Source organism: Natronomonas salinimetallica (assembly GCF_013839515.1).
Lineage (GTDB): Archaea > Halobacteriota > Halobacteria > Halobacteriales > Haloarculaceae > Natronomonas.
In genome coordinates this window covers 200381-223149 of the sequence record NZ_JACDNQ010000003.1, presented here as the reverse complement: position 1 = coordinate 223149, position 22769 = coordinate 200381, and the positions used below count along the sequence as shown (strand labels likewise).

The window sequence follows — 22769 nt, the reverse complement described above, 5'->3', positions numbered from 1 at the left end:
CCGATAGCCCCGAGCCGCGACACGTGACGGGCCGAATATGAACCCCACAATCGACGTGCTCTTTGCGGCGTTTCCCCTGCTCGTCGTCGGCGTCCTTCTCGTCGGGCTCCTGTGGCCGGCGGCCCGGGTGATGCCGATCGCGTGGCTCGTCGCGTTGGCCATCGGCTTTTTCGTCTGGGGGACGCCCCCGAGGTGGCTTCTGGCCGCCACGATCGAGGGCGTCATCACCGCCGTTCAGATCCTCTTTATCGTCTTCGCCGCGCTGGTGTTGCTCTATACGATGCTCCGCTCGGGCGCGTTCGATACCCTCAACCGCAGCTTCGCCGAAATAAGCGAAGACCGGCGGGTACAGACCGTCCTCGTCGCGTTCTTTCTCGCGACGTTCATCGAGGGCGCGGCCGGCTTCGGGACGCCCGCCGCCGTCGTCGCCCCGCTGCTTTTGGGGCTCGGGTTCCCCGCGCTGGCCGCGGTCGTCGTCGCGTTGGTCGGACACGTCATCGCCGTCACCTACGGGGCGGTCGGCACGCCGATGCTCGTCGGGATCGGCGAGCCGATGTCGAGCGTCTCGGAGATCGAGGCGACGATCCAGGCCAACGGCATGACGACCACGGAGTTCGCCGTCGAGGTCGCCAGGTGGGCGGCGACGTATCACGCCCTCGTCGGGGTCGTGATGCCGCTTTTCGCGGTCGGAATGGTCGTCTACTTCTTCGGGGCGGATCGGTCGCTGGACCCCGCCTGGGAGGTCGCCCCGCTGTGTCTGTTCGCGGGTGTCGCCTTCGGCATCCCCTACTGGCTGGCCGCCCAGGTCAGCGCCGAGTTCCCCGCTCTCTTGGGGTCTATGCTCGGCGGTGCCGTCGTCATCGCCGCACTCAGGCTCGGCTACTTCGAGCCCGAATCGCAATGGGAGTTCCCGCCACAATCGGAGTGGCCCGACCACTGGATCGGGACGATCCACCCGGCCGACGTCCGCGGTGTCGTCCCCAGCGAGTACACGATGTCCCCGCTCCGGGCCTGGACACCGTACGTCTTGTTGGTCGTCACGCTCGTCGTCACGCGGAGCGTCGAGCCGATATCGCGGTTCCTCCGGGGGGAGACGGTCGACGTCTTCGGCGTCGCGCTGTCCCTTCGGTTCGGGACGGTGACGACCGCGGTCGGGGAGATCACGATCGGGCTCTTCGGGTTCGAGTGGGCCGCGATACTCGGAACGGGGATCGAAAACGGCGTCGAGATCGCCTACCTTCCGGGGACCTGGCTCCTGGTGAGCGCGGTCGTCGCGATTCCGCTGTTCGGGATGTCGCGCGGACAGGTCCTCGAAGCCTGGCGCGAGGCGTCGTTGAACCTCCGGTCGCCGCTCATCGCGCTGGCGTTCGTGTTGGCGATGGCACACGTCATGTTACAGTCCGGCGCACACGCGGCGGGGGTCGACAGCATGATCGTCGTGCTCGCGACCGCTACCGCCGACACCCTCGGGCCGGCGTACCCGTTCGCGGCCGCCTTCATCGGCGCGCTCGGGGCGGCGCTGATGGGGTCAAACACGGTCTCGAACATCACGTTCGGCCCGTTCCAGTTCTTCGCGGCCGAGAGCGTCGGCGTGCCGAGAACCCTCATCGTCGGCGCGCAGGCGGTCGGCGGCGCGATCGGCAACCTCGTCGCGATCCACAACGTCGTCGCCGCCCTCGCGACGGTCGGCCTCGTCGGCGAGGAGGGGCGCGTCATGCGGCTCAACCTCGTTCCGCTCGTGTACTACGCGACGGCGGTCGGGGCGCTCTCGTTGCTGTTTAGCTACGTCCTCTTTCCGGACGTGTTCTGATCGCGATCCCGGCGGGCGTCCGACCGGGTCCGTTGCTCGCCGGGATCCGACGACGACGGTCTTATAAACCGAGGCCGGTCCGTCCGGGCGAGACAAGACACACGTTTCAAATCCCCGCCGCGCACAGGGACGTGTATGTCCGCTTCCGAGCTCGCGGCGCAGGTCGTAGCGGCGCTCGATATCGACGACGAGGCGTTCGCGTCGCGGGTCGAAGCTGAAAAAGAGACCCTGCGGGAGGAGATCGACGACGGAACGTTCAACAACCCCCAGGCGATCGTCGGCCTGGAGTACGAGTTCTACGCCGTCGACGCCGAGACGGACGCGCTGATGCGGGTCCCGCGCCGGCTGCTCGGGTACATCGGCTTCGAGAAGGAACTCGGCCTGCACAACGCCGAACTCTCGACGACGCCACAACCGCTGTCGAAATACGGGCTCCGCGCACAGGAATCGGAGGTACAGGCGAAGCTCGCGGCGGCCGAAGCCGAGGTCGCCCGCGAGGGGATGGCCCTCGTCAGCGACGGCCTCTGGACGGTGCCGCCGGTCGGCGAGACGGCCACGGAGTACCTCACGAGCAGCATCGAACAGGACGGGATCAAGATGGCGACGAACATGTCGCGGGCGGTTCGATACCACGCGATGGCGAACACCGACTACGCCCCGGAGTTACAGCTCGAAACACCGCACGTCTCGCTGTCGGCCGACACCGTGATGCCCGAGAGCCTCATCACCTCCATCCAGCCGCACTACCAGGTCGCCCACGCCGACGACCTGCCCGAACACTTCCGGTATGCGCTGCGGATCGCCGGCCCGTTGCTCGCCGTCTCGGTCAACTCGCCGTTTTTCCCGCCGGATCTCTACGACGCCGACGGCGAGACGATCATGGACGAGTGCTGGATGGAAAACAGGATCGCGGTCTTCGAGTCGGTGCTCAACCCCGAGGACACGGAGAAGGTGACCTTCCCCGAGGACATCGAGACGGTCGACGACGCGCTCGACCGCATCGCGGGCGACGAGACGGTCGTCCCCGCCGAGATCGGATCGAAGGGCCGCTTCGACGACGAGTTCGCCCACTTCCGGCACAAACACGGCAGCTTCTGGCGGTGGGTTCGGCCCGTCTTCGGGGGCTCGACCCGAAAGAGCGCGAACGCGCGCATCGAGTTTCGGCCGCTACCGGGGCAGCCGACCGTCCGGGGAACGATCTCGCTTTTGGCCGTGTTCGCCGGGCTGTTGGAGAGTCTGCCGCGCCGTGAGCACCCCGTCTACCACCAGTCGTGGGAGACGGCCGAGTCGAACTTCTACGCCGCGGTCCGGGACGGCCTCGAAGCCGATCTGAAGTGGGTGACCGCCGACGGGATCGAGACGGACGACGTCGAGGAGTTGTACGCCGAGCTGTTCGAACTCGCCAGGGACGGCCTCCAGTTACAGGGGCTCGACGCCGAGGAGGCGAACCGATACATCCAGCCGCTCAGAGAGCGGGTCGATCGACGGATGACGCCGGCGAGATGGAAACACGATCGGGTCGAAGCACGCATGGCGGACGGGGAGCCGTTCGCACAGGCCGTCTGGGGAATGCAGTCGGATTACATCGACGCCCAGGCCGAGACGCTCGTCGACGGGACGTTTCTCGAGTGGCTGGAGTGACCCGTTCGTCGCTCGATCCCGCATGACGGCGGGGCCTCGTCGCTCGATCCCGCATGACGGCGGGGCCTGTGGTTCACCCGCTCGGGGCGACGTCGGCGACTGCGAGCACCTCGCGGTAGCGGTTCCGGATCGTGACCTCGCTGACGTTCGCCGTCTCCGAGATATCCGCCTGTGTCAGCCCCTCGTTTTGGAGCCGGGAGGCGGCATACAGCGCGCTCGCGGCGATGCCGACGGGGCTTTTGCCGCTGTGAACGGCCTCCTCGACGGCGGTCTCGACGAGGTTCCGTGCCAGCCGTTCGGTCCGCTCGCTGCAGCCGAGTTCGGAGGCGAACCGGCCGATATACTCGTTGGGATGTGCGGGCGGCGTCTCGAGGCCGAGTTCGCGGTCGATATATCGGTAGGCCCGCTTGATCTCCAGATCCCCGACCCGGCTGACGATCGCGATTTCGTCGATCGATCTGGCGACACCGTCGAGCCGCGAGGCGGCGTACAGCGCAGCCGCCGCCATCCCCTCGATCGAGCGCCCGCGAAGGAGGTCCTCGTCGAGCGCACGGCGGTAGATGACGCTGGCCGTCTCCCGGATGGGTTGTGGGAGCCCGAGCGCCGACGCCATCCGGTCGATCTCGCCGAGGGCGTGTCTGAGGTTTCGGTCGTGGGCGTCCTCGGTCTTCGAGCGTCGGTTCCAGGTGCGGAGCCGCTTGAGTTGACGGCGTTTGCGGCCGCCGAGGGTGTTTCCGTAGGCGTCGGTCTTGTCGAAACCGATGGTCGTCGAAAGCCCCTTGTCGTGGAGCATCTCGGTCATCGGCGCACCGACGCGGGAGCGCTCGTCGCGCTCGGCGGCGTCGAACGCCCGCCACTCGGGGCCGGCGTCGATCCGCTGGTCGTCGACCACGAGCCCACAGCCGGCACAGACGCGCTCGCCGGTGTCGCTGCCGGTCACGGAGCCGCCGCACTCGGGACATGAATCCTCGTCGACGGACTCCTCGGCCCGCGAAGACCCCTCGGCCCGCGAGGACTCCTCGGCCCGTGAAGACCCCTCGGCCCGCGAGGACTCCTCGGCCGACCGGGCCGGGTCCCGGGGACGGTCGGAGACGGTACTTTCGTTGCTCATCGGCGGTCACCGCGGCTGGCCGTGGCGCGGGACGGTTCGCCGAGGGACGGGGCACGGTTCTGTTGTGAGAGATCGGATGTCATCCAGAGCATATGTATCGGGTCCGGTCGGTACCGTTTCGCTCGTAGTGAGTAATCTTTTGTATTGGTTAATATTATCTCTTTGGGTACAATGAAACCTTTTTTGTTTACGAACAACGGTTCCGGTCAGGACAGTACGTCGACCCGATATCCGTGTTCTTCGAGTACGCCCAGTAGTTCGGTGACGTGGTCGTGCCCCCGGGTTTCGAGGTCGAGTTCGACCTCCGCGGCGTTCATCGCGATGTCCTTCGAAGCCCGGTCGTGTTCGATCGCGTGGATGTTGGTCCGGTGTGCCGAGAGCAACTCGACGAGTTCCTCGAGCGCACCGGGACGATCCTTCAGGACGGTCTTGATCCGCAGGAACCGCCCCCGTTCGACGAGCCCGCGGGTGATGACCGTCGTGAGCACGTTGAGGTCGATGTTGCCGCCACAGAGCGTCGGAACGACCGTCTCACCGTCGTCGTACCCGAAGCGCCGTTCGATGACGGCCGCGAGCGGGACGGCACCGGCCCCCTCGACGAGCGTCTTCGAGCGCTCCAGAAGCGACGTCACGGCGTTGGCGATCTCCGCGTCCGAGACGGTGACGACCTCGTCGACGCGCTCGCGGATCACCTCGAACGTCGACTCGCCGATCTTTCTGGTCGCGATGCCGTCGGCGATCGTATCGACCGAATCGCGCGCTACGACCTCACCCGCCTCGAGCGAACGGGCGGCGCTTGCGGCTCCCTCGGCCTGGACGCCGATGACGCGGGCGTCCGTCAGCCCCGTGACGGCGGTCGAGATCCCGGCGATGAGCCCGCCGCCGCCGATCGGAACGACGACCGTCTCGACCTCGGGGCACTGTTCGACGATCTCGAGGCCGATCGTCCCCTGGCCGGCCATCACCGCCGGGTCGTCGAAGGCGTGGACGAACGTCCGACCCGACTCGCGTTCGATCTCGTGGGCGCGCTCGGCGGCCGCATCGTAGTCGATCCCGTGGAGTTCGACTTCGGCCCCGTAGGATCGGGTCGCGTCGATCTTCGAGATCGGGGCGTACTCGGGCATCACGATCGTCGCGTCGACGCCCGCCCGCGTGGCGGCCAGCGCGACGCCCTGGGCGTGGTTGCCGGCGCTGGCGGCCACGACCCCGGACTCGCGTTCGGCCTCGCTCAAGCGTGCGATCTTGTTCGTCGCTCCGCGGATCTTGAACGCACCGGTCCGCTGGAGGTGTTCCATCTTGAGCCGGACGTCGGCACCCGTCCGCTCGGAGAACGTCCGGGAGCGTTCGAGCGGGGTCTCCCGTGCGGTCTCGGCGACGCACTCTCGGGCCGCCATCACGTCTTCGAGTTCGATCATACCCGAGTTATCCGGGCGTGTGTGGTATGCCTTCCGGGGAAACGAGACGGGACACGGTCCGGGAACAGGGGCCGTCGAGGACGGGAGCCGTTGGGACAGATACCGTCGAGGACGGGAGCCGTTGGGACCGATACCGTCGAGGACGGAAGCCGTTGGGGACGTCCGGCCGGCAGTGTCGGCGCGTGGCAGTCGCTTCGGGTTCGATACTCACCAAAAGGGAAGGAGCGTGTGCAACCGAAAGCATGGTCGGGGATAATATAAAACCCGTGTATGCGGAGTGAAAGTGTAACCGTCATACACAAGCGTGGTGAAACTGTTGTCAGACGGTCGTTCGACGCCCGACGGACGGCCGTTTCGGGTGGGGTGATCGAGGGGGATCGGGCCGCGCTCGTGGATCGGCCGCCGCTACAGGTCGGAAGACTCGAACCGGGCGTAGCCGACGGCGAGGGGGATGACGATCCAAAGCGCCATCACGATGAAGCCGAACCAATCCTGCAGGTAGAAGGCCAACTCCGAGTTGTTCGCGGCCAGTTCGCCGCTCTCGTCGAGGCTGCGGACGACCCACAGCGTCCCCTGCTGGTAGGCGGCGGTCGGATCGAGGATCGTGAGGAGCTGAAAGAGTTCGAACACCGCATCGCCCTCCTCGATTCCCTCGAAGGAGAAGCCGTTGACGGCGTAGGCGACCCCCTGAGCCAGACTCGACCAGAGGAACTGAAAGACGACGAACAGTCCGAACGCCCCGTAGGCCGCCCGTGAGGTCGAGGAGGTGAACGCCGAGACGCCGACTGTGATGGCGATGAAGACGAACGCGAAGAGCATCGAAATACCGACGAAGACGACGTACTCGAGCGGCGAGAACGCGTCCGCCAGCGAGGCCGTGACGACGATACCCACGGCGAATCCGACGAACAGGGCGACGGCGACGACGCCCGACCGGCCGACGAACTTCCCGAGGACGACGTCCAGTCGGCTGTTCGGCAGCGAAAGCAGGAGCTTCAGGCTCCCGCTGTCGCGCTCGCCGGCCAGCGAGCGGTAGGCGACCGCGATGGAGACGATCGGGATGAAGACGGCGGTCGCGCTGACGAGGCCGCTGATCAAAAGCACCGTCGTGACCTCGCCCGTGAGGGCGGCCTGCTGTGGCGGGTCGATCTCGGTGACGAGATACGCCGCACCGGCCGAAAACAGCGTGAAAAGCAGCGTCAACACGATCAGCAGCCGCGAGCGGATCGCATCGCGGAAGTCCTTCTCGGCGACGGCCTGCCAACTCATTCGTCGACCCCCGTGTAGGCGGCAAAGAGATCCTCTAGGGGCGCTTCCTCCGTCGAGAAGTCCGAGACGTCCGCGCCCAGCGTCTCGAGTTCGGAGACGGCGTCCATCTTCACGTCGTCCTCGCAGGTGATCCGAAGCGTCGTTCCGTCGGCGGTCGCCTCCGAGACGCCGTCGAGGCTCTTCAGACGGTGGGTGGCCTCCTCGGGGACCGAATCGACCTCGACGACGAGCGTCGAGCCGCCGCCGACGTTCTCGCGGAGCCCCTCGATGGTGTCGACGGCGACGAGTTCGCCCCCGCGGATGATCCCGACGCGGTCACAGACGGCCTCGACCTGCCCGAGGATGTGACTCGAGAAGAACACCGTCGTCCCGTCTGCGGCCTCGCTCTCGACGATCTCCCGGAGCTCGCGCGCGCCGTTCGGATCCAGCCCCGAGGAGGGCTCATCGAGTACGAGCAGTTCGGGGTCGCCGACGAGCGCCATCGCCAGGGCGAGTCGCTGGCGCATCCCGGTCGAGAAGCCGCCGGCCTTCCGTCCCGCGGCGTCCTCGAGGCCCACCTGTTCGAGGAGGGGATACGGGTCGTCGTCGGCCCCCTTCGAGTCGATTGCGAACTGGACGTGCTCGCGCGCCGTCAGCCGGTCGTAGACGTCGAACCCCTCCGGAAGGACGCCGGTGCGTTCTCTGACCGCGACGCTGTCGTCGCGGGCGTCCCGGCCCAGCACCCGAACAGACCCCGCGTCGGGGCGGATGAAGTCCAACAGGACGTTGATCGTCGTCGACTTTCCCGCGCCGTTGGGGCCGAGAAAGCCGAAGATCTCGCCGTCCTCGACTTCGAGGTCGACGCCGCGGAGCGCCCGGACGTCCCCGAAGGATTTCTCGACACCGTCGAGTTCGATGGCGGCCATATCGTCTCCTGGTTTCGGCCGGCGGAATATAGGCCTTGATACTGTCGGCGGTATCCGCTTCGAGGGACGGATACCCGCAGAGACCGACGCGTACCACGAAAGAACAGCCGACTGCACACGGGGTCGAACCGTCACGGACGGGCCGTCGGGTCCGCGGCGGATTATATTATCTCGTCCGGGTCGTTTTGCTCTCGGACCCGCTCGACCTCCGAGGCGTAGTGTTCGCGGGTCGTCTCGTCGCCGACGGGGTCGACCCGATCGGCGTCGACGTCGATCGCGGCGGTGATCTCCTTCGAGCGGAGCAGTTGTGCGCTGAAGTGTTTCACCACGCAGTGAGCGCCGTCCGGCGTGGCGTAGACGAGTTCGACGAGCGACTCGTCGTCGTATTCGCGCTTGACGAGCCACAGGCGTTCGGTGTCGGACATGGTTGTCCTTGGAACGGCGTCGTGTTTGTAGCTGCCGCTCCCTGGTTCGTCGGGTCGTATCGCCGCCGCGCGCGGGCCATCGCCCGTCCGTTCGTCCGAACCGCCGGTCGCGTCCTGCGTTCCGACCCCCGACAGGGGGCGTGCCGGTGGTTTATGTGTTCGACGCGGATACGTCGTCCGTATGCGCGCCTTCCGGCTGGCCTACGACGGATCGGACTACCGCGGCTTCCAGCGCCAGCCACACGGCGAGACGGTCGAGGACGTATTGTTCGGGGCGCTCGGGGCACTCGGGGTCGGGTTCGAACGCGGCTCGCCGATCGGCTACGCCGCCGCGGGGCGGACCGACGCCGGCGTCTCGGCGCGGGCACAGACGGTCGCGTTCACCGTCCCCGAGTGGCTGTCGCCGCGCGCGCTCAACGGCGAGTTGCCCGCCTCGATCCGTGCGTGGGCGGCCACCGACGTGGGCGACGGGTTCCACGCGACCCACGACGCCGGCGAACGGGTATACAGATACTTCCTGTACGCGCCGACGGCCGACGACGAGCGGGGGCGTGAGGCCTGCCGGCGGCTTTCCGGCGAGGCCGATTTTCACAACTTCACCCCCGACGACGAGGGGACAGAGCGGACGGTCTCGGTATCGTTCCGGCGCGAGGGGCCGTTTCTGAGGATCGAGTGTCGGGCTGGCGGCTTCGCGAGACAGCTCGTCCGCCGGCTCGTCTCCGTCGTCGAAGCGGTCGCAAACGGGGTCTGCGAGCCCTCGTTTATTACCCGGGCGCTCGGTGCCGAAGCGCTCTCCGGACCGGAGGGGATCGCCCCCGCCGCCCCGGAACCGCTCGTGTTGTTCGACGTCTCCTACCCCGGCGTGGGGTTCGACGTCGACGAGGAGGCGCTCTCGAGCGCCCGCGATGTCTTCGGTGCCCGGCGTCGGGATCGGCTCGCTGCCGCCCGGGTCGCCGGATCGCTGGTTCCCGGCGGGAAGCCGTAGGGGAGCCGGCCCGCCGGGGACGACGGGTTTAGGACGGCCCCGTCCGTAGCCTTCGGCATGAGTTCGGTGCCCGAGCGGAGCGAAATCGCCGAGGAGTACACCTGGGATCTGACGGACCTGTTCGCCGACGACGAGGAGTGGGAGGCCGCTTACGGGGCTCTCGAGGATCGGGTCGAGGAGCTCTCGGCCTACGAGGGCCGGGTCACGGAGAGCGCGGCGACGCTCGCGGAGGTCTTAACGCTCCGGGAGTCGATCATGCGGGAGGTCTCGAACGTCGCCGCCTACGCGCGGATGCGACGCGACGAGGATACGACGAACCAGCGGTATCAGGCGCTCACCGCGCGCTCGCAGTCGCTGGCCGCCGACGCCTCGAGCGCCGCCAGCTTCATCGAACCCGAGCTACAGGCCACGGACGAGGAGACGCTGTCGGCGTTCGTCGAGGAGAACCCCGAGCTCGGGGCCTACGAACACTACATCGATGACACCCTGCGGATGAAGCCCCACACCCGGTCGGCGGAGATCGAGGCGCTGCTCGCCGACCTCAGCGAGGTGACCGGCGCGGCGGGGGACGTCTACAACATGCTGACGAACGCCGACATGACGTTCCCGACGGTCGACGCCCCCGACGGCGACGAGCGAGCCATCACGCTGTCGAACTTCACGAAGCTCCAGAAGCACCCCGATCGGGCGTTTCGAAAGCGGACCTACGAGGCGTTCTACGACGAGTGGGCCGACTACCGCAACAGCGTCGGCACCGCGTACAAAAACAGCGTCAAGTCCGACGGGAAGCTGGCGGCCGCGCGGAACTACGACTCGGCGCGGGAAGCCGCCCTCGACGGCCCCAACGTTCCCGTCGAGGTCTACGAGATGCTCGTCGAAACCGTCCAGGACAACCTCGACGTGTTGCATCGCCACGCCGAGTTGAAACGGGAGGCCCTCGGCGTCGACGAACTCCGGATGTGGGACCTTTACGCTCCGATCGCCGACGGCGAGAGCCCGGATCTCGGGTACGACCGGGCCACGGAGCACGTGATCGAGGCCGTCGAGCCGCTCGGGGACGCCTACCGCGACCGGATGGCGGAGGGGCTCGACTCGCGGTGGGTCGACGTATACGAGACGGCGAACAAACAGTCGGGGGCATACAGCGGCGGCACCTACGACAGCCAGCCCTACGTCCTGTTGAACTATCAAGACGACATCGCCTCGATGTACACCCTGGCCCACGAGCTGGGCCACTCGATGCACTCCGAACTCACGAGCGAGGAGCAGCCCTACGTCTACTCGGGCTACGAGATCTTCGTCGCCGAGGTCGCCTCGACGGTCAACGAGGCGCTTTTGACCCGGCATCTGCTCGATACCGTCGAGGACGAGCGGTTCCGCCGGCACGTTCTCGACGAGTACCTCGAACGCTTCCGGTCGACGCTGTTCCGACAGACGATGTTCGCCGACTTCGAACACCGCGTACACGAACTCGACGCACGGGGGGAGGCCCTGACGCCGGACCGGCTGGACGAGGTCTACAGCGGGCTCAAGGACGACTACTACGAGCCGGCCGTCGTCGACGACCGGATCGCCCGCGAGTGGATGCGGATCCCGCATTTCTATCGGGCGTACTACGTCTACCAGTACGCGACGGGAATCAGCGCGGCCAACGCCATCGTCGACCGTATCACGACGGACGGCGAACCGGCGGCCGCCGACTATCGGGAGTTCCTCCGCTCGGGCTCTCGGGGGTACCCCCTCGAACTGCTCGAGACCGCCGGCATCGATATGTCGTCGCCGGCACCCGTCGAGGCGGCGATCGATACCTACGACGGGATGGTCGCGGAGTTCGCATCGCTTCGGTAGCCGACGGATCCCGTCGGCCCCTCGGGACCGCCGATCGGGTATGGTATCGTATACCGCAAGCGTCTCCCCCACCCAAAGGGCCTTTTAATCTCCGACCGCTATGGACAATAATGTCGCACAGCCCCTCGCTCCCTGACCGGCCGACGCTCAACCTCGATCCGGATATGCCGGTCGACGAGCGGCTGGCAGCCCTCAGGGAGCACTACGTCGACGTCTCGCGGGTTCACGACGAGCTGTCCGATCAACTCGAACTGGCCAGAGACCGCCAATCGAACCTCCGCGAGGAGGTCACGGACCTACAGGAGGAAAACGAGGCGCTGAAGACGTCGTCGCTGTATCTCGCGACCGTCGAGGAGCTCACGGACGAGCAAGTGCTCCTCAAACAGCACGGCAACAATCAGGAAGTGCTCACCGACGTCTCACCGCACCTGTACGATCAACTCGAAGCCGGCGACCGGGTCGCAATAAACGACTCGTTCGCGATCCAGACGGTCCTCGACGCCGAGACCGATGCCCGCGCGCAAGCGATGGAGATCTCGGAGAAGCCGGACGTCGCCTACGAGGACATCGGCGGGCTCGAAACCCAGATCAACGAGGTCAGGGAGGCAGTCGAGGACCCGCTCATGAACCCCGAACAGTTCGAGGCGGTGGGCATCGAACCGCCGACCGGCGTGCTGTTGCACGGCCCGCCCGGCACCGGCAAGACGATGATGGCCAAAGCCGTTGCGAACCGGACGGACGCCACCTTCATCAAGATGGCCGGATCGGAACTCGTCCAGAAGTTCATCGGCGAGGGCGCACGGCTCGTCCGTGACCTCTTCGAGCTCGCGGCCGAGCGCGAACCCGCCATCATCTTCATCGACGAGATCGACGCGATCGCCTCGAAGCGAACCGAGTCGAAGACCTCCGGGGACGCGGAGGTCCAGCGGACCATGATGCAGTTGCTCTCGGAGATGGACGGCTTCGACCAGCGGGGCGACATCTCGATCATCGCGGCGACGAACCGCTTCGATATGCTCGATCGCGCCATCCTCCGCCCCGGCCGCTTCGACCGGCTCATCGAGGTGCCCGAACCCGACGTCGACGGGCGAAAGCAGATCCTCTCGATCCACACCGATCGGATGCAACTCGATCCGAACGTCGACCTCGGGCGGATCGCCGAGGACACCGAGGGCTTTTCGGGGGCCGAACTCGAGAGCCTCGCAACCGAGGCGGGGATGTTCGCGATCCGGGAGGGCCGAACCGAGGTCGCCCGCGAGGACTTCCAGGCCGCCCTCGAAAAGATAGAAAACGACGAGTCGCCGGGGACCCCGATCGCGTTCTACTGACGCCGTTGGCCGTCGGAACGGTCACTCGACGGATTCGGTCCCGGTGATTTCGATGCGAGTGCCTTCGAGGGGAGACTCACCGATAGAGACGTCCCAGTAGTGGGCGGCGGCGACGTGTCGAACCCGAGCCAGTCCGAACCCGGTTCGATCCCTGTGGTCTGACACGCCGATGCGGAATACGTCTTCCAGTTTGTTTTTTTCGATGCCGGGACCGTCGTCCTCGACGTAGAACCCGTCGGGAAGTCCTCCGACCTCGACGGTCACGCCCGAGTCGCCGTGTTCGATCGCGTTTCGGTACAGCTCCCGAAACAGCCCCAGGAGTCGCTCGCGGTCGGCAACGGCGGACCCCAGGGCGGGACGGGTATCGTCGAGAACCCGAAGGTGGGCCGAACCGGTGTCGATATCCGTCCATCCGGAACGAGCTACGGCCGCGAGCTCGACGGTGTCGGCTGAATCGACCGGATGGCCCTGCTGTATCAGTGCATTGACGTCGTCGAGGAACGAGTCGATGCGGCCGAGGGCGCTCGAGACCTTCCCGACGGCTTCCTCGTCGGGTCCCCCGGAGGTATCGAAATCGCCCGAGACGTACTGGAGGTATCCGGTTGCGACGTTCAACGGACTCCGAAGGTCATGAGAGAGCGCGTGCCTGACGTCCTCGATGCGTTCTCGTTCCCACCGCAGCTCCCGCCGGCAGTTATCGAAGACGGCTCCGGGAGCGGTTTTTTCGGGACGCTGGGGCTCGATTTCAGGTCGGATACGCTCGACCAGTCGGTCGGTCGCATGAGGCCCCTCCCGCCGAACGTACCCGGAGACGCCGGCTTCGAGTGCCGATGCCGCGAGTGCTTCCGAGCCGTCGGTAACGAACAACACGAACGGGACGGTTGGCGACGCGAGCCGGCGTGTTCGTTCCCGGGAGAACGCGATTCCGTCCATCCCGGCGAGGCGGTGGGCGCTAACGAGACAATCGATCGGCTCCGGCGGGGCTTCGAGCGACGAGAGTGCCGCTTCAGCGTCGGCAGCCGAGAGCACCGAGACGGTCGTCTCTAACTGTGAGAGCCGTTCCGTTATCGCGGCGCGGTCGTCCGGCTCGATCCCGACGAGTAGGACGCGGCGTGTCGATCCCATCACCCACCGGTACGTGCTATCATGTGGAGTACGCTTCGGTTCGGCCTCCCGTTCGTCGGTGGCACCTCGGTAGAATCAACCGGTGAAACCGTATCCGGTAGAATCAACCGGTGAAACCGTATCCGGTAGAATCAACCGGTGAAACCGTAGAAACAATCATAATCGAGGCACCTGAAGCGTGCATACGTTGTCGGGAACTATCGTAGCGGATTTCCGGGCCGACGTCGAGGTGGACGGCGAATCCGAGGAGGTATCGGATCGGACGCGGGTCGTCGTGAGCGAGCGGAAGTTGGGTATCGAAGTCGATGAGCGAAAGCGAGTCATCGAGTTATCGGACGTCTTCGACGTTGTCCAGGGGGTTTCGCGGCTCCGGGAGGCCGGAGCGACCGAAACGGTTACGCTCGCGTTCCGGGCGGACGGCCGGCGATCGACGGTCTCGATCAGTGCCAGCGTGGAGACGATGGTCAGGTTCCAGCAGGTACTCTACGCGCAACTGCTAAACGGCACTGCCCTCGCCGTGCAGTGTCGAGACCACTCCGGGATGGGTGAAAGAGGCCCGTACGACGGAACATTAGCCGTCAGTGCATCGCGGATCCGGTTTCGGCCCGACGGCACGGCGGACCCGATCGTCATTCGCCGCGACGACGTGATCAAGTTCAAAACGCCTTCTACCGCGGCCGATGGCGGCGACAACGAACCGGCAGTAATCATCTACGCCGATACCGGCGGTCGGGTTCTCAAGACGGTCGCAACCGTACCGTCGTTTCGGATCCTCAATCTGTTCGGACGCTACCTGCGGGCCGATCTTCTGTCGGTGGATGCGATCGGGGCCGCACCCAGGCGCAGAGAGACGGTCGAACTCCTGTTGGTCGACGACGATCCGCACGACAGAGAGATGGCGGAGGTATTCTTACGGGAGCAATCCGAGACGTTCTCGATGACCACGGCCGCTACCGCGGCGGACGGACTCGATGTCCTCAAACGCGAGTCGAAGGCCGCCGGGATCGACTGTATCGTCAGCGACTACAGGATGCCGGGCATGGACGGTATCGAGTTCCTCAACGGGGTTCGAAAGCGGTATCCGGAACTGCCGTTTATTCTGTATACCGGTCAGGGAAGCGAAGAGGTGGCCAAACAGGCGATTTTGGACGACGCCACCGACTACGTCGAAAAGGACGTCGGTCGCGAGCAATACGAGGTGCTCGCCGAACGGATCCGGAAGGCCGTTCGTCCCTGATACTGATTACGCTCGTCTCGTATGCGTCCGACCGAGACGGACAGATACTCACCGTCGTAGCACGTATACGGGATATGTCCAGAATATATCGCTGTCTCGGCTGTCTCGAACACACCGTTTCGCGCGGGTTCGATACCTCGCACCTCTCCGTGACGTGTCAGTCCTGTGGCTCCTTCGAGCGGTTCGTCAACGAGGCCGTCTTCGAGCAGTTCCGGGCGTTCGAGGAGTCGCCGCCGGCGTCGCTGGAGTGGTCGAAACTCGAGCGCGAGGAGAAACTGCTGATCAGCGAGGAGGTCGCCCGTCGTGGGCGGTCGATCGAGGACTTCTCGGTCGACGGGCGATCGACGGAGACGGCGGAGACGGCGGAGACGGCGGAGAGCTATAGTAGCCATTGAAAATCAATGCACACCCGATCGCACGACAGTAGTGTGATCGGTGTGTAAATCGCTTCAATTGTTACTATAGGCCTTTGGCGCGGGAAACTGCCGGTCAGACCCGCAGGAACCACTCGTCGTAGCCGTCGAGTTTCCCCTCGACGAGGTCGAAAAAGTGCTGTTGGATCTCCTCGGTGATCGGGCCGCGGGAGCCGTTGCCGACCGCCGTGTCGTCGACGCTCCGGATCGGCGTGACCTCGGCGGCGGTGCCGGTAAAGAAGAGTTCGTCGGCGGTGTAGAGTTGGCCGCGGCCGATCGAGGCCTCGTCGTGGACAGTGTAGCCGAGATCGCGGGCGAGTTCGATGACGGTGTCGCGCGTGATACCGTCGAGGATGGACTCGGAGACGCCGGTGGTAAACAGTTCGCCGTCGTTGATCATGAAGATGTTCTCACCGGGGCCTTCGGCGACCGATCCCTCCTTGTTGAGGACGATGGCCTCGACGTAGCCGTTCCGACGGGCTTCCTCGCCGGCGAGCATGGAGTTGACGTAGGGGCCGGTCGCTTTGACGTTTGTCGGGATCTGACTGGAGGCGTGTTTGCGCCACGAGGAGACCATCACGTCGACGCCTTTCTCGATCGCGTCCTCGCCGAGGTACGTTCCCCACGGCCAACAGGCGATGATCGTCTCCGAGGGGCACTCCGTCGGCGAAACGCCGAGGGAGTCGTAGCCGTAGTACACGAGCGGGCGGATATAACAGGACTCCAGCCCCTGATCGCGGATGAGCGACAGGGTTGCGTCGGTGAGCTCCTCGCGCGTGTGCTCGATGTCGTGATCGAGCACTTTCGCGGAGTCGAAGAGCCGATCGACGTGTTCGTCCCACCGAAACAGCGCGGGACCGTCGGCCGTATCGTAACATCGAGCGCCCTCGAAGACGCCGGTACCGTAGTGGAGCGAGTGGGTCAACACGTGCGTCTGTGCGTCGTCCCAGTCGACGAATTCGCCGTCCATCCAGACCGTGTCGACGTCCATCTCGTCGAAAGACATGCTTGGCCTGTAGAGCGCGCCCGTAATGAGTGTTGACGATTCGGGCGGTCCGGTCCGGAGGTCGGCCGTGCGGGTCGACAGCGGGCGTCCGTCGGGCCCTCCCGTCCATCGGGTTCCGGCAGCCCGGAGCACAAATCAGGGGGGTTATGCTTCGAGAGCCACAACGGAGGACAATGGGAGTGCTCGAAGACAAGGCCCGTGCGCGGCTCTTTTATAAGTATCTCTCGCGGGTGTACGACACGATCAACCCGTTCATCTGGAACGAGGCGATGCGGGATGAGGCTCTCGAGTGGTTCGGCATCGAGGCGGGCGACCGGGTCCTCGACGTCGGCTGTGGCACCGGCTTCGCGACCGAGGGACTGTTGGCGCACACGGAGGAGGTCTGGGGGCTCGACCAGTCGGCCCACCAACTCGAGAAGGCCTTCGAGAAGTTCGGCAAGCGCGACCGGGTGAAATTCCACCGCGGCGACGCCGAACGGCTGCCGTTCGCGGACGACAGCTTCGACGCCTACTGGTCGTCGGGCTCGATCGAGTACTGGCCAGACCCCGTGGCCGCACTCCGGGAGGCCCGTCGGGTCACGAAGCCGGGTGGGTCCGTGTTGGTCGTCGGTCCGGACTACCCGACGTCGACTGTGTTCGCGAAGCTCGCCGACGCGATCATGCTGTTTTACGACGCCGAGGAGGCCGACCGGATGTTCGCCGAGGCCGGCTTCGAGGCGTTCGAACACCGGATCCAACAGCGCGCGCCCGGGACGCCGCGGGCGATCACAACGATCGCTCGGGTTCCCGAGGCGGGGGGGACGGACGCCGAAGGCCGGACGGACGCGAGCCGGACCGGCCCGAATTAAGCCCGTACGTCGAGTTCCGTGACGCTGTACTCGTTCACGTAGAGCCGTATCGTCACGGTATCACCCGAATCGATCCCCGGCTCGTTCGTCCCCGCGGTCCTGAACGAGGCGGTCTCGCCCACCCGCCAGTCGCCGGCAGTGGCGCTGTTGAACGCGCCCGTTGGCGCGCTCTCGAACCCCCGGGCCGAAAAGAACGGGACCGGCGGCTGTTGGGCGAGCGGTTCGCCGTCGACACGTACGTGGACGTCGACAGACTCCGGATCGATCACGTCACCGCCCGTATGGGTTACCCGGATCTCGCCGGTTGGATCGGCCGTCGCCTCGAAGGACGCAACGGTGGGTTCGAGAGCCGAGCCGACGGGGACCGTGACCACGACGGTGGCCGCGAGGATGACCGTCACCGCGAGGAGGCAGACGACGCCGACGACGGGGGAGATGCCACGAGGGGACATAGGGCTCGTGGCCGCGCCATCGTATATAAACCGTCCGGGGGACAAACCGTCCGGAGGGGGAGACGGTTCCACCGGTTCTGCCGGGCTGTCGTCCCGGCCTCGTACTGCCGGCGAGACGTTCGTGGCGCGATCGCGTCACCGCGCGTGAAGGTAGAGCGTCACCGCGCGTGAAGAGCGGACAACGGGGACAGCCGGCGGTGTCACTCACCGATCACGGTCACGGCATCTCGAGCGACACCGTCTCGTCGGCGTGGGTCGCGTTCACCGATACCGGGCCACGCGGTGCGACGGTCCACAGCCGGTCGCCGCCGGTCGAACCGACCGGATCGCCGTTCAGTTGGAGGTCGGCATCGACTGGCTCACCGGTCGTGGCGTCGAGGACAGCGATCTCGACCGGGCCACCCCCCCGGGTCGCGTTGGCGACGAGCCGCAGGTCGTTCTCGGTGTTCCGTCTCGTTTCGGTCGGGAGCGCGTCGACGTCGTTTCGTTGGAATTCGACCGTCACGGCCTCGGAGCCGCTGTCGAGGTACGTTTCGAGTTCGCCGTGGGGGTGCGGGATCGAAAACCGGTAGACGCGGTCGAACACCGGTCCGATCGGGGAGGCCGAGATGCCGAGGTCGTTCTCGGTCACCCACGGGTAGAGTCGTTCCATCTGTTCGAGGGCGAAAAGCGGGCTGCCGCCATACTGGTCGGGCGTCCCCGAATCCCTCGCACTCGGATCGTATGCCTCCCGGAGATATGTGTCGTCGGCGGGATCGACCGCGGCGAGGACGACCCCGTCGCCGGCCGTCTCGGCGTACACGTGGAGGGAGCCGTCGCCGGCGACGACGCCGGCGAGTTCCGATCTGACCGGGCCGCCGAACGGCAGGAGCCGAACCCGGCCGGTCGCCGCGCGTTCGGCTTGTCCGTCCATCCCGAGGTCGTTCGCCGTCGTCTCGAGCCACTCGAGGCTCCCGGCGGTTACCTCGGCCGCCCGGCTCACGACGGTGAGCCGCCGTACCAGTTCGTGTGTCTCGATCGTCCCCTCGTTGTACTGTCGGATCGCGGTCCGTTCTCTCGTCCGCAGTTCGTCGACGCGACGGGTAAGCCGGTCGGCGCTGTCCTCGACGACCGCCCGGCGCTCGGCGGTGGTATCGGCGTTCGCATAGCGCCGCTCGAGCGTCGAGGCGACGTACGCGCTTTCGAGCCCGCCGGCATCGGCCTCGACAGCCGCGGCGACGTTGATCCCGGTGGTTCCGCTGCCCGTTCGGTCCACCCCATCGGGGGGTGGGGCGAGGTATTCGGAGGTGTTCTCGACCGTGAGAATCGACATCGATCCGTCGGCGTCCTCGGTCGTCCGCTGCGGTTCGGCGACGGCTCCGGGGGATCCGCCGACGCCGACCCCGGAGGAGTCGCCGGGCGACTCGGCGACGGCGATCCCACCGATGGGGGCCACACAGAGGAGGAGCGCGGCGACGAGAGCGCGGGTACCGTCCATACGTGGGGTGTCGCTCCCGGGAGATAAAAATCCGCCCGTCACGGGCCGGTATCGAGCGCTCGACCGAGAAGCGTCGAGACGGTTTATCCGAGGCGTAGACGTTTTATCTCGGGATGGAAAGCGTTTTGGCTCGGGGGTGTCGATCGTTCATCCATGCGGTGTTGGGTCCCCACCCTGCTGTGTGCTCTCCTCCTCATCTGTGCCCCGGCCCTCGGCGCGGCCCCCGTCGCCGGACAGCCCCAGGCCGACGGAACGCACCTCGAGGCGCAACTACAGGCGGACGGCGACGCTGCGTGGAACGTCACGCTCCGGATACCCTTGGAGGACGAACGCGACCGCGAGGAGTTCGAGGCGTTCGCCCGCCGGTTCGAGGCGGGCGAGGACGGCTTCGATCTCGGGGCGGACGCGTTCAGACGGGCCGCCGAGGAGGCGTCCGACGCGAGCGGTCGACGGATGAGTATCGACTCGGTCCGCCGGGACAGCGAGATCCGAAACGGGACTGTGGACGGCGAGACCACGCAGTACGGCGTACTTCGGGTCGCGTTCACCTGGGAGTCGTTCGCGCGGGTCGACGAGGACGACACGCTGTACGTCGACGACGCGTTCAACACCACCGACGGAACGTGGCTGCCGGGACTCGGGGCGGACCAGTCGCTGACGATCCTCGCCCCGCCCGGCTACGGCGGGCCGACGACCTCGCCAATCGGTGCCAACGGCGGGGACCTCCGATGGGACGGCCCAGCGACGTTCGACCCCGGCTACATGTCGATCGTCTACCACCCGTCCTCGACCGGGCCGACGACTGACGGGATCTCGAATACGCTCGTGACCGGGGCGTTGGTTCTGAGCGGCGCGGCGCTCGTCGTCGGGCTGTACCTGTTGTTCACGCGGCGCGGCGACGGCCGTCGGGGCGAGTCGACGGACGCGCTCGAAACGCCCGACCGGAACGGCGGGGCCGAGGGGCCGGCGGACGGATCGGCGGCCCCGGTGTCGGCGGAAGCGGACGGGGCGGCGGCGGACGACGAGACGCCGCCGGATGGCTCCGAGGGGGGCGAAAAGCCGGATCCCGAGTTGCTCTCCGACGAGGAACGGGTCGAATACCTCCTCGAGCGGAACGGGGGGCGGATGAAGCAGGCGAACATCGTTAAGGAAACCGGGTGGTCGAACGCGAAGGTCTCACAGTTGCTCTCTTCGATGGACGACGACGACCGGGTCGACAAGCTCCGTATCGGCCGGGAGAACCTCATCAGCCTTCCCGGGGAAGGGATCGGCGAGCTCGACGGGGACAAAAACTGACCGGTCGCACGGGGGTCGGTCGGCTGCGAGGACCGCGAACAGCTACGCCGATGGTGAACACCGTTAATTGAATTCGAAGGTTTGACCAACGGCGTACAATTCGGAAGCGTTTAATTACGAACGGTCGTCATAGCTACTGACTAGCTGTCATGAAAGTACTCGTCACTGTCAAAGAGGTAGCAGAGGTCGACGACGAGTTCGGGATTTCCGGACTCGACGTCGACGAGAGCGCCCTCGAATACGATCTCAACGAGTGGGACGACTACGCGGTCGAGGAGGCCGTACAGATCAGCGAGGCGGGCGACGACGTGGAGGTCGTCACGGTCACCGTGGGTCCCGAACGCGCCGAGGAGACCGTTCGCATGGCCCTCGCGAAGGGGGCCGATCGGGCCGTTCGGGTGTGGGACGACGCCCTCGAGGGTGTACAGTTCCTCGATCCCAACAGCAAAGCCGACCTCATCGCCGCCGTCGCCGAGGAGGAGTCGCCCGATCTGATCCTCTCCGGCGTCCAGGCGGGCGACGACGCCAACGGGGCGACCGGCGTCGCCCTCGCCGAACGGCTCGGGTTCGAGTGGGCCGCCGTCGTCAACGACCTCGACCTCGACGCCGAGGCCGGGGTCGCGTCCGTCCACCGCGAACTCGAGGGCGGCATCGAAGAGCTCACCGACGTGGACCTTCCCGCGGTGTTGACCATCCAGACGGGGATCAACGAGCCCCGCTACGCCAGCCTCCGGGGGATCCGGCAGGCCCAGCGAAAGCCCCTCGACGTCAACTCCCTCGAGGACGTCGGCCTCGACGAGGGGATCGTCGAATCGGCCGTCGAGCGGACGTCGATGTACGAACCCGAATCCGAGAGCGACGCCGTCGTCTGGGACGGTAGCGCGGACGAGGCCGCGGGTGAGCTGGCCGCGCTCCTTCGCGATAAGGGGGTCGTCGAGGGATGACGGTACTCGCCGTCGCCGAACACCGCCGCGGTGATCTCCGGGACGTCTCCTTCGAACTCGTAAGCGCCGGCCGGGAACTCGCCGGGGAACTCGAAACCGACCTCGCGGTCGCCGTCATCGGCGGCGACGTCGAGGGCTTCGCCGACGAACTGAACCGCGAGGGCGTCGACACGGTGTACACGATCGCGGAGGGCGAGGAGTTCAATCACGGCGTCTACACGCAGTCGATCGAACAGCTGTACGCCGACGTCGATCCGACGGCGCTTTTGTTGCCGAATTCGGTGAATGGACTCGACTACGCGCCCGCGGTCGCGGGGTCGTTGGACCTCCCGCTTGTGACGGACGTCATCGCCCTCGGGGGCGGCGATTCGATCGAGGTCACGCGCGAACAGTACGGCGGAAAGGTCGAGACGACCTACAGTATCGACGCGGACCGCTACGCGCTGACGATCCGACCCGCCGAGTGGCCGGCGGCCGGGGCGGCCGGCGATGCGACGATCGAGGCGTTCGAGGTCGACGTCGACGAGGCGTCCCTCGGCTCGACGGTCAACGGCTTCGAGGAGGTCGGTGGCGGCGACGTCGACATCACCGACGCGGACGTGCTGGTTTCGGTCGGCCGCGGGATCGAAGAGGAAGAGAACATCCCGCTCGTCGAGGAGCTCGCCGACGTCCTGGGCGCGACGCTGTCGTCGTCGCGGCCGATCGTCGACAACGGCTGGCTGCCGCAGAATCGCCAAGTCGGCCAGTCCGGCAAAGTCGTTACGCCCGACGTCTATATCGCGGTCGGGATCTCCGGAGCGGTCCAGCACGTCGCCGGCATGAAGGGCGCGGACACCATCGTCGCGATCAACTCCGATCCGAACGCGCCGATCTACGATATCGCGGACTACGGGATCGCTGACGACCTCTTCGAGGTCGTACCGGAACTGATCGCGGAGTTCGGCGGCGAGGCCCCCGACGTCTGATACGGATCGGTGTCGCTGTTTTCGGGCAGTCAACGGATCGTTTTCGGGCGGTCAACTGACCATTTTTGGGCGGTCAACTGACCATTTTTGGGCGGTCAACGGATCGTTTTCGACCCAGGGTGATCGACGGCTCCCCCGTCTGATACCGCCGACAGTACGGGTCTGGTCGGATGGTCGGGTACCGTCTCTCGACTGCCGAACATCAACCAAATCCCGACTGCCGAACATCAACCAAATCCCGACCGCTGTGGGCCTACCGTGGGACCGAG

General features: G+C 66.3%; 20 protein-coding genes. 11 read left to right on the top strand and 9 right to left on the bottom strand.

Translation table 11 applies throughout. The annotated features are described in order from the left end of the window. Nucleotides 1–37 precede the first annotated feature (37 nt). Complete coding sequence (locus tag HZR14_RS03715) at nt 38–1810, top strand: L-lactate permease (RefSeq protein WP_181691517.1); 1773 nt, start codon at nt 38–40, stop codon at nt 1808–1810. 135 nt (nt 1811–1945) lie between these two features. Further along, nucleotides 1946–3451, top strand: coding sequence for a glutamate-cysteine ligase family protein (locus tag HZR14_RS03710; RefSeq protein WP_181691516.1), 1506 nt, complete (start codon nt 1946–1948; stop codon nt 3449–3451). 73 nt (nt 3452–3524) lie between these two features. On the opposite strand, the gene HZR14_RS03705 is transcribed toward HZR14_RS03710, so the two are convergent. From HZR14_RS03705 to HZR14_RS03685, 5 genes are all read right to left on the bottom strand, one after another. Next, nucleotides 3525–4562 (bottom strand): transcription initiation factor IIB, encoded by a 1038-nt coding sequence (locus tag HZR14_RS03705; protein ID WP_181691515.1) that lies wholly within the window; start codon nt 4560–4562, stop codon nt 3525–3527. Nucleotides 4563–4768: 206 nt separating this feature from the next. Further along, a complete protein-coding gene (ilvA, locus tag HZR14_RS03700; RefSeq protein WP_181691514.1) occupies nt 4769–5977 on the bottom strand; it encodes a threonine ammonia-lyase in 1209 nt (402 codons plus the stop codon). A gap of 405 nt (nt 5978–6382) precedes the next feature. Continuing rightward, nucleotides 6383–7246: an ABC transporter permease gene (locus tag HZR14_RS03695; RefSeq protein WP_181691513.1), complete on the bottom strand. Its 864-nt coding sequence runs from the start codon at nt 7244–7246 to the stop codon at nt 6383–6385. Beyond that, on the bottom strand, nt 7243–8151 hold the full coding sequence (locus tag HZR14_RS03690) for an ABC transporter ATP-binding protein (protein ID WP_181691512.1): 909 nt from the start codon (nt 8149–8151) through the stop codon (nt 7243–7245). Before HZR14_RS03690 ends, HZR14_RS03695 begins: the two co-directional genes overlap by 4 nt. 161 nt (nt 8152–8312) lie before the next feature. Next, nucleotides 8313–8576, bottom strand: a complete 264-nt coding sequence (locus HZR14_RS03685) for a DUF7967 family protein (protein ID WP_181691511.1) — start codon at nt 8574–8576, stop codon at nt 8313–8315. A gap of 181 nt (nt 8577–8757) precedes the next feature. Here HZR14_RS03685 and truA point away from each other — a divergent pair, with 181 nt between their 5' ends. The 3 genes from truA (at nt 8758) to pan2 (ending at nt 12737) form a co-directional block, all read left to right on the top strand. Then, complete coding sequence (gene truA, locus HZR14_RS03680) at nt 8758–9561, top strand: tRNA pseudouridine(38-40) synthase TruA (protein WP_181691510.1); 804 nt, start codon at nt 8758–8760, stop codon at nt 9559–9561. Nucleotides 9562–9618: 57 nt separating this feature from the next. Continuing rightward, a complete protein-coding gene (pepF, locus tag HZR14_RS03675; RefSeq protein ID WP_181691509.1) occupies nt 9619–11409 on the top strand; it encodes an oligoendopeptidase F in 1791 nt (596 codons plus the stop codon). A 110-nt stretch (nt 11410–11519) separates the two neighbouring features. Next, nucleotides 11520–12737 carry a proteasome-activating nucleotidase Pan2 gene (gene pan2 / locus HZR14_RS03670; RefSeq protein ID WP_181691508.1) on the top strand — a complete coding sequence of 406 codons (1218 nt, stop codon included), beginning with the start codon at nt 11520–11522 and terminating at the stop codon, nt 12735–12737. Between the two features lie 21 nt (nt 12738–12758). Here pan2 and HZR14_RS03665 read toward each other — a convergent pair whose 3' ends face one another. After that, nucleotides 12759–13862, bottom strand: a complete 1104-nt coding sequence (locus HZR14_RS03665) for an ATP-binding response regulator (protein ID WP_181691507.1) — start codon at nt 13860–13862, stop codon at nt 12759–12761. A 187-nt stretch (nt 13863–14049) separates the two neighbouring features. Here HZR14_RS03665 and HZR14_RS03660 point away from each other — a divergent pair, with 187 nt between their 5' ends. Both HZR14_RS03660 and HZR14_RS03655 read left to right on the top strand, forming a co-directional pair. After that, nucleotides 14050–15099 carry a response regulator gene (locus HZR14_RS03660; RefSeq protein ID WP_181691506.1) on the top strand — a complete coding sequence of 350 codons (1050 nt, stop codon included), beginning with the start codon at nt 14050–14052 and terminating at the stop codon, nt 15097–15099. Between the two features lie 74 nt (nt 15100–15173). Next, entirely contained in the window at nt 15174–15494 is a 321-nt protein-coding gene (locus HZR14_RS03655; protein ID WP_181691505.1) for a hypothetical protein, read from the top strand. A 94-nt stretch (nt 15495–15588) separates the two neighbouring features. Here the strand turns inward: HZR14_RS03655 and HZR14_RS03650 are convergent, their stop codons facing one another. Next, a complete protein-coding gene (locus HZR14_RS03650) occupies nt 15589–16518 on the bottom strand; it encodes a branched-chain amino acid transaminase (RefSeq protein ID WP_181691504.1) in 930 nt (309 codons plus the stop codon). 173 nt (nt 16519–16691) lie between these two features. Between HZR14_RS03650 and HZR14_RS03645 the strand changes: the two genes are divergently transcribed. Beyond that, the gene (locus HZR14_RS03645; protein WP_181691503.1) at nt 16692–17366 is read left to right on the top strand and encodes a methyltransferase domain-containing protein; all 675 of its coding nucleotides are present in this window, start codon (nt 16692–16694) and stop codon (nt 17364–17366) included. Here the strand turns inward: HZR14_RS03645 and HZR14_RS03640 are convergent. Both HZR14_RS03640 and HZR14_RS03635 read right to left on the bottom strand, forming a co-directional pair. Then, nucleotides 17363–17818, bottom strand: a complete 456-nt coding sequence (locus tag HZR14_RS03640; RefSeq protein ID WP_181691502.1) for an archaellin/type IV pilin N-terminal domain-containing protein — start codon at nt 17816–17818, stop codon at nt 17363–17365. The genes HZR14_RS03645 and HZR14_RS03640 overlap by 4 nt on opposite strands. A gap of 217 nt (nt 17819–18035) precedes the next feature. After that, nucleotides 18036–19295 (bottom strand): DUF7096 domain-containing protein, encoded by a 1260-nt coding sequence (locus HZR14_RS03635; protein ID WP_181691501.1) that lies wholly within the window; start codon nt 19293–19295, stop codon nt 18036–18038. Nucleotides 19296–19448: 153 nt separating this feature from the next. On the opposite strand from HZR14_RS03635, the gene HZR14_RS03630 reads away from it, so the two are divergent. The 3 genes from HZR14_RS03630 to HZR14_RS03620 all read left to right on the top strand — a co-directional run bounded on the left by HZR14_RS03630 (nt 19449) and on the right by HZR14_RS03620 (nt 22500). Beyond that, nucleotides 19449–20591 (top strand): helix-turn-helix transcriptional regulator, encoded by a 1143-nt coding sequence (locus tag HZR14_RS03630; RefSeq protein ID WP_181691500.1) that lies wholly within the window; start codon nt 19449–19451, stop codon nt 20589–20591. Nucleotides 20592–20740: 149 nt separating this feature from the next. Then, on the top strand, nt 20741–21535 hold the full coding sequence (locus HZR14_RS03625) for an electron transfer flavoprotein subunit beta/FixA family protein (RefSeq protein ID WP_181691499.1): 795 nt from the start codon (nt 20741–20743) through the stop codon (nt 21533–21535). Continuing rightward, a complete protein-coding gene (locus HZR14_RS03620) occupies nt 21532–22500 on the top strand; it encodes an electron transfer flavoprotein subunit alpha/FixB family protein (protein WP_181691498.1) in 969 nt (322 codons plus the stop codon). The genes HZR14_RS03625 and HZR14_RS03620 overlap by 4 nt, the downstream gene beginning before the upstream one ends. Nucleotides 22501–22769: the final 269 nt, after the last annotated feature.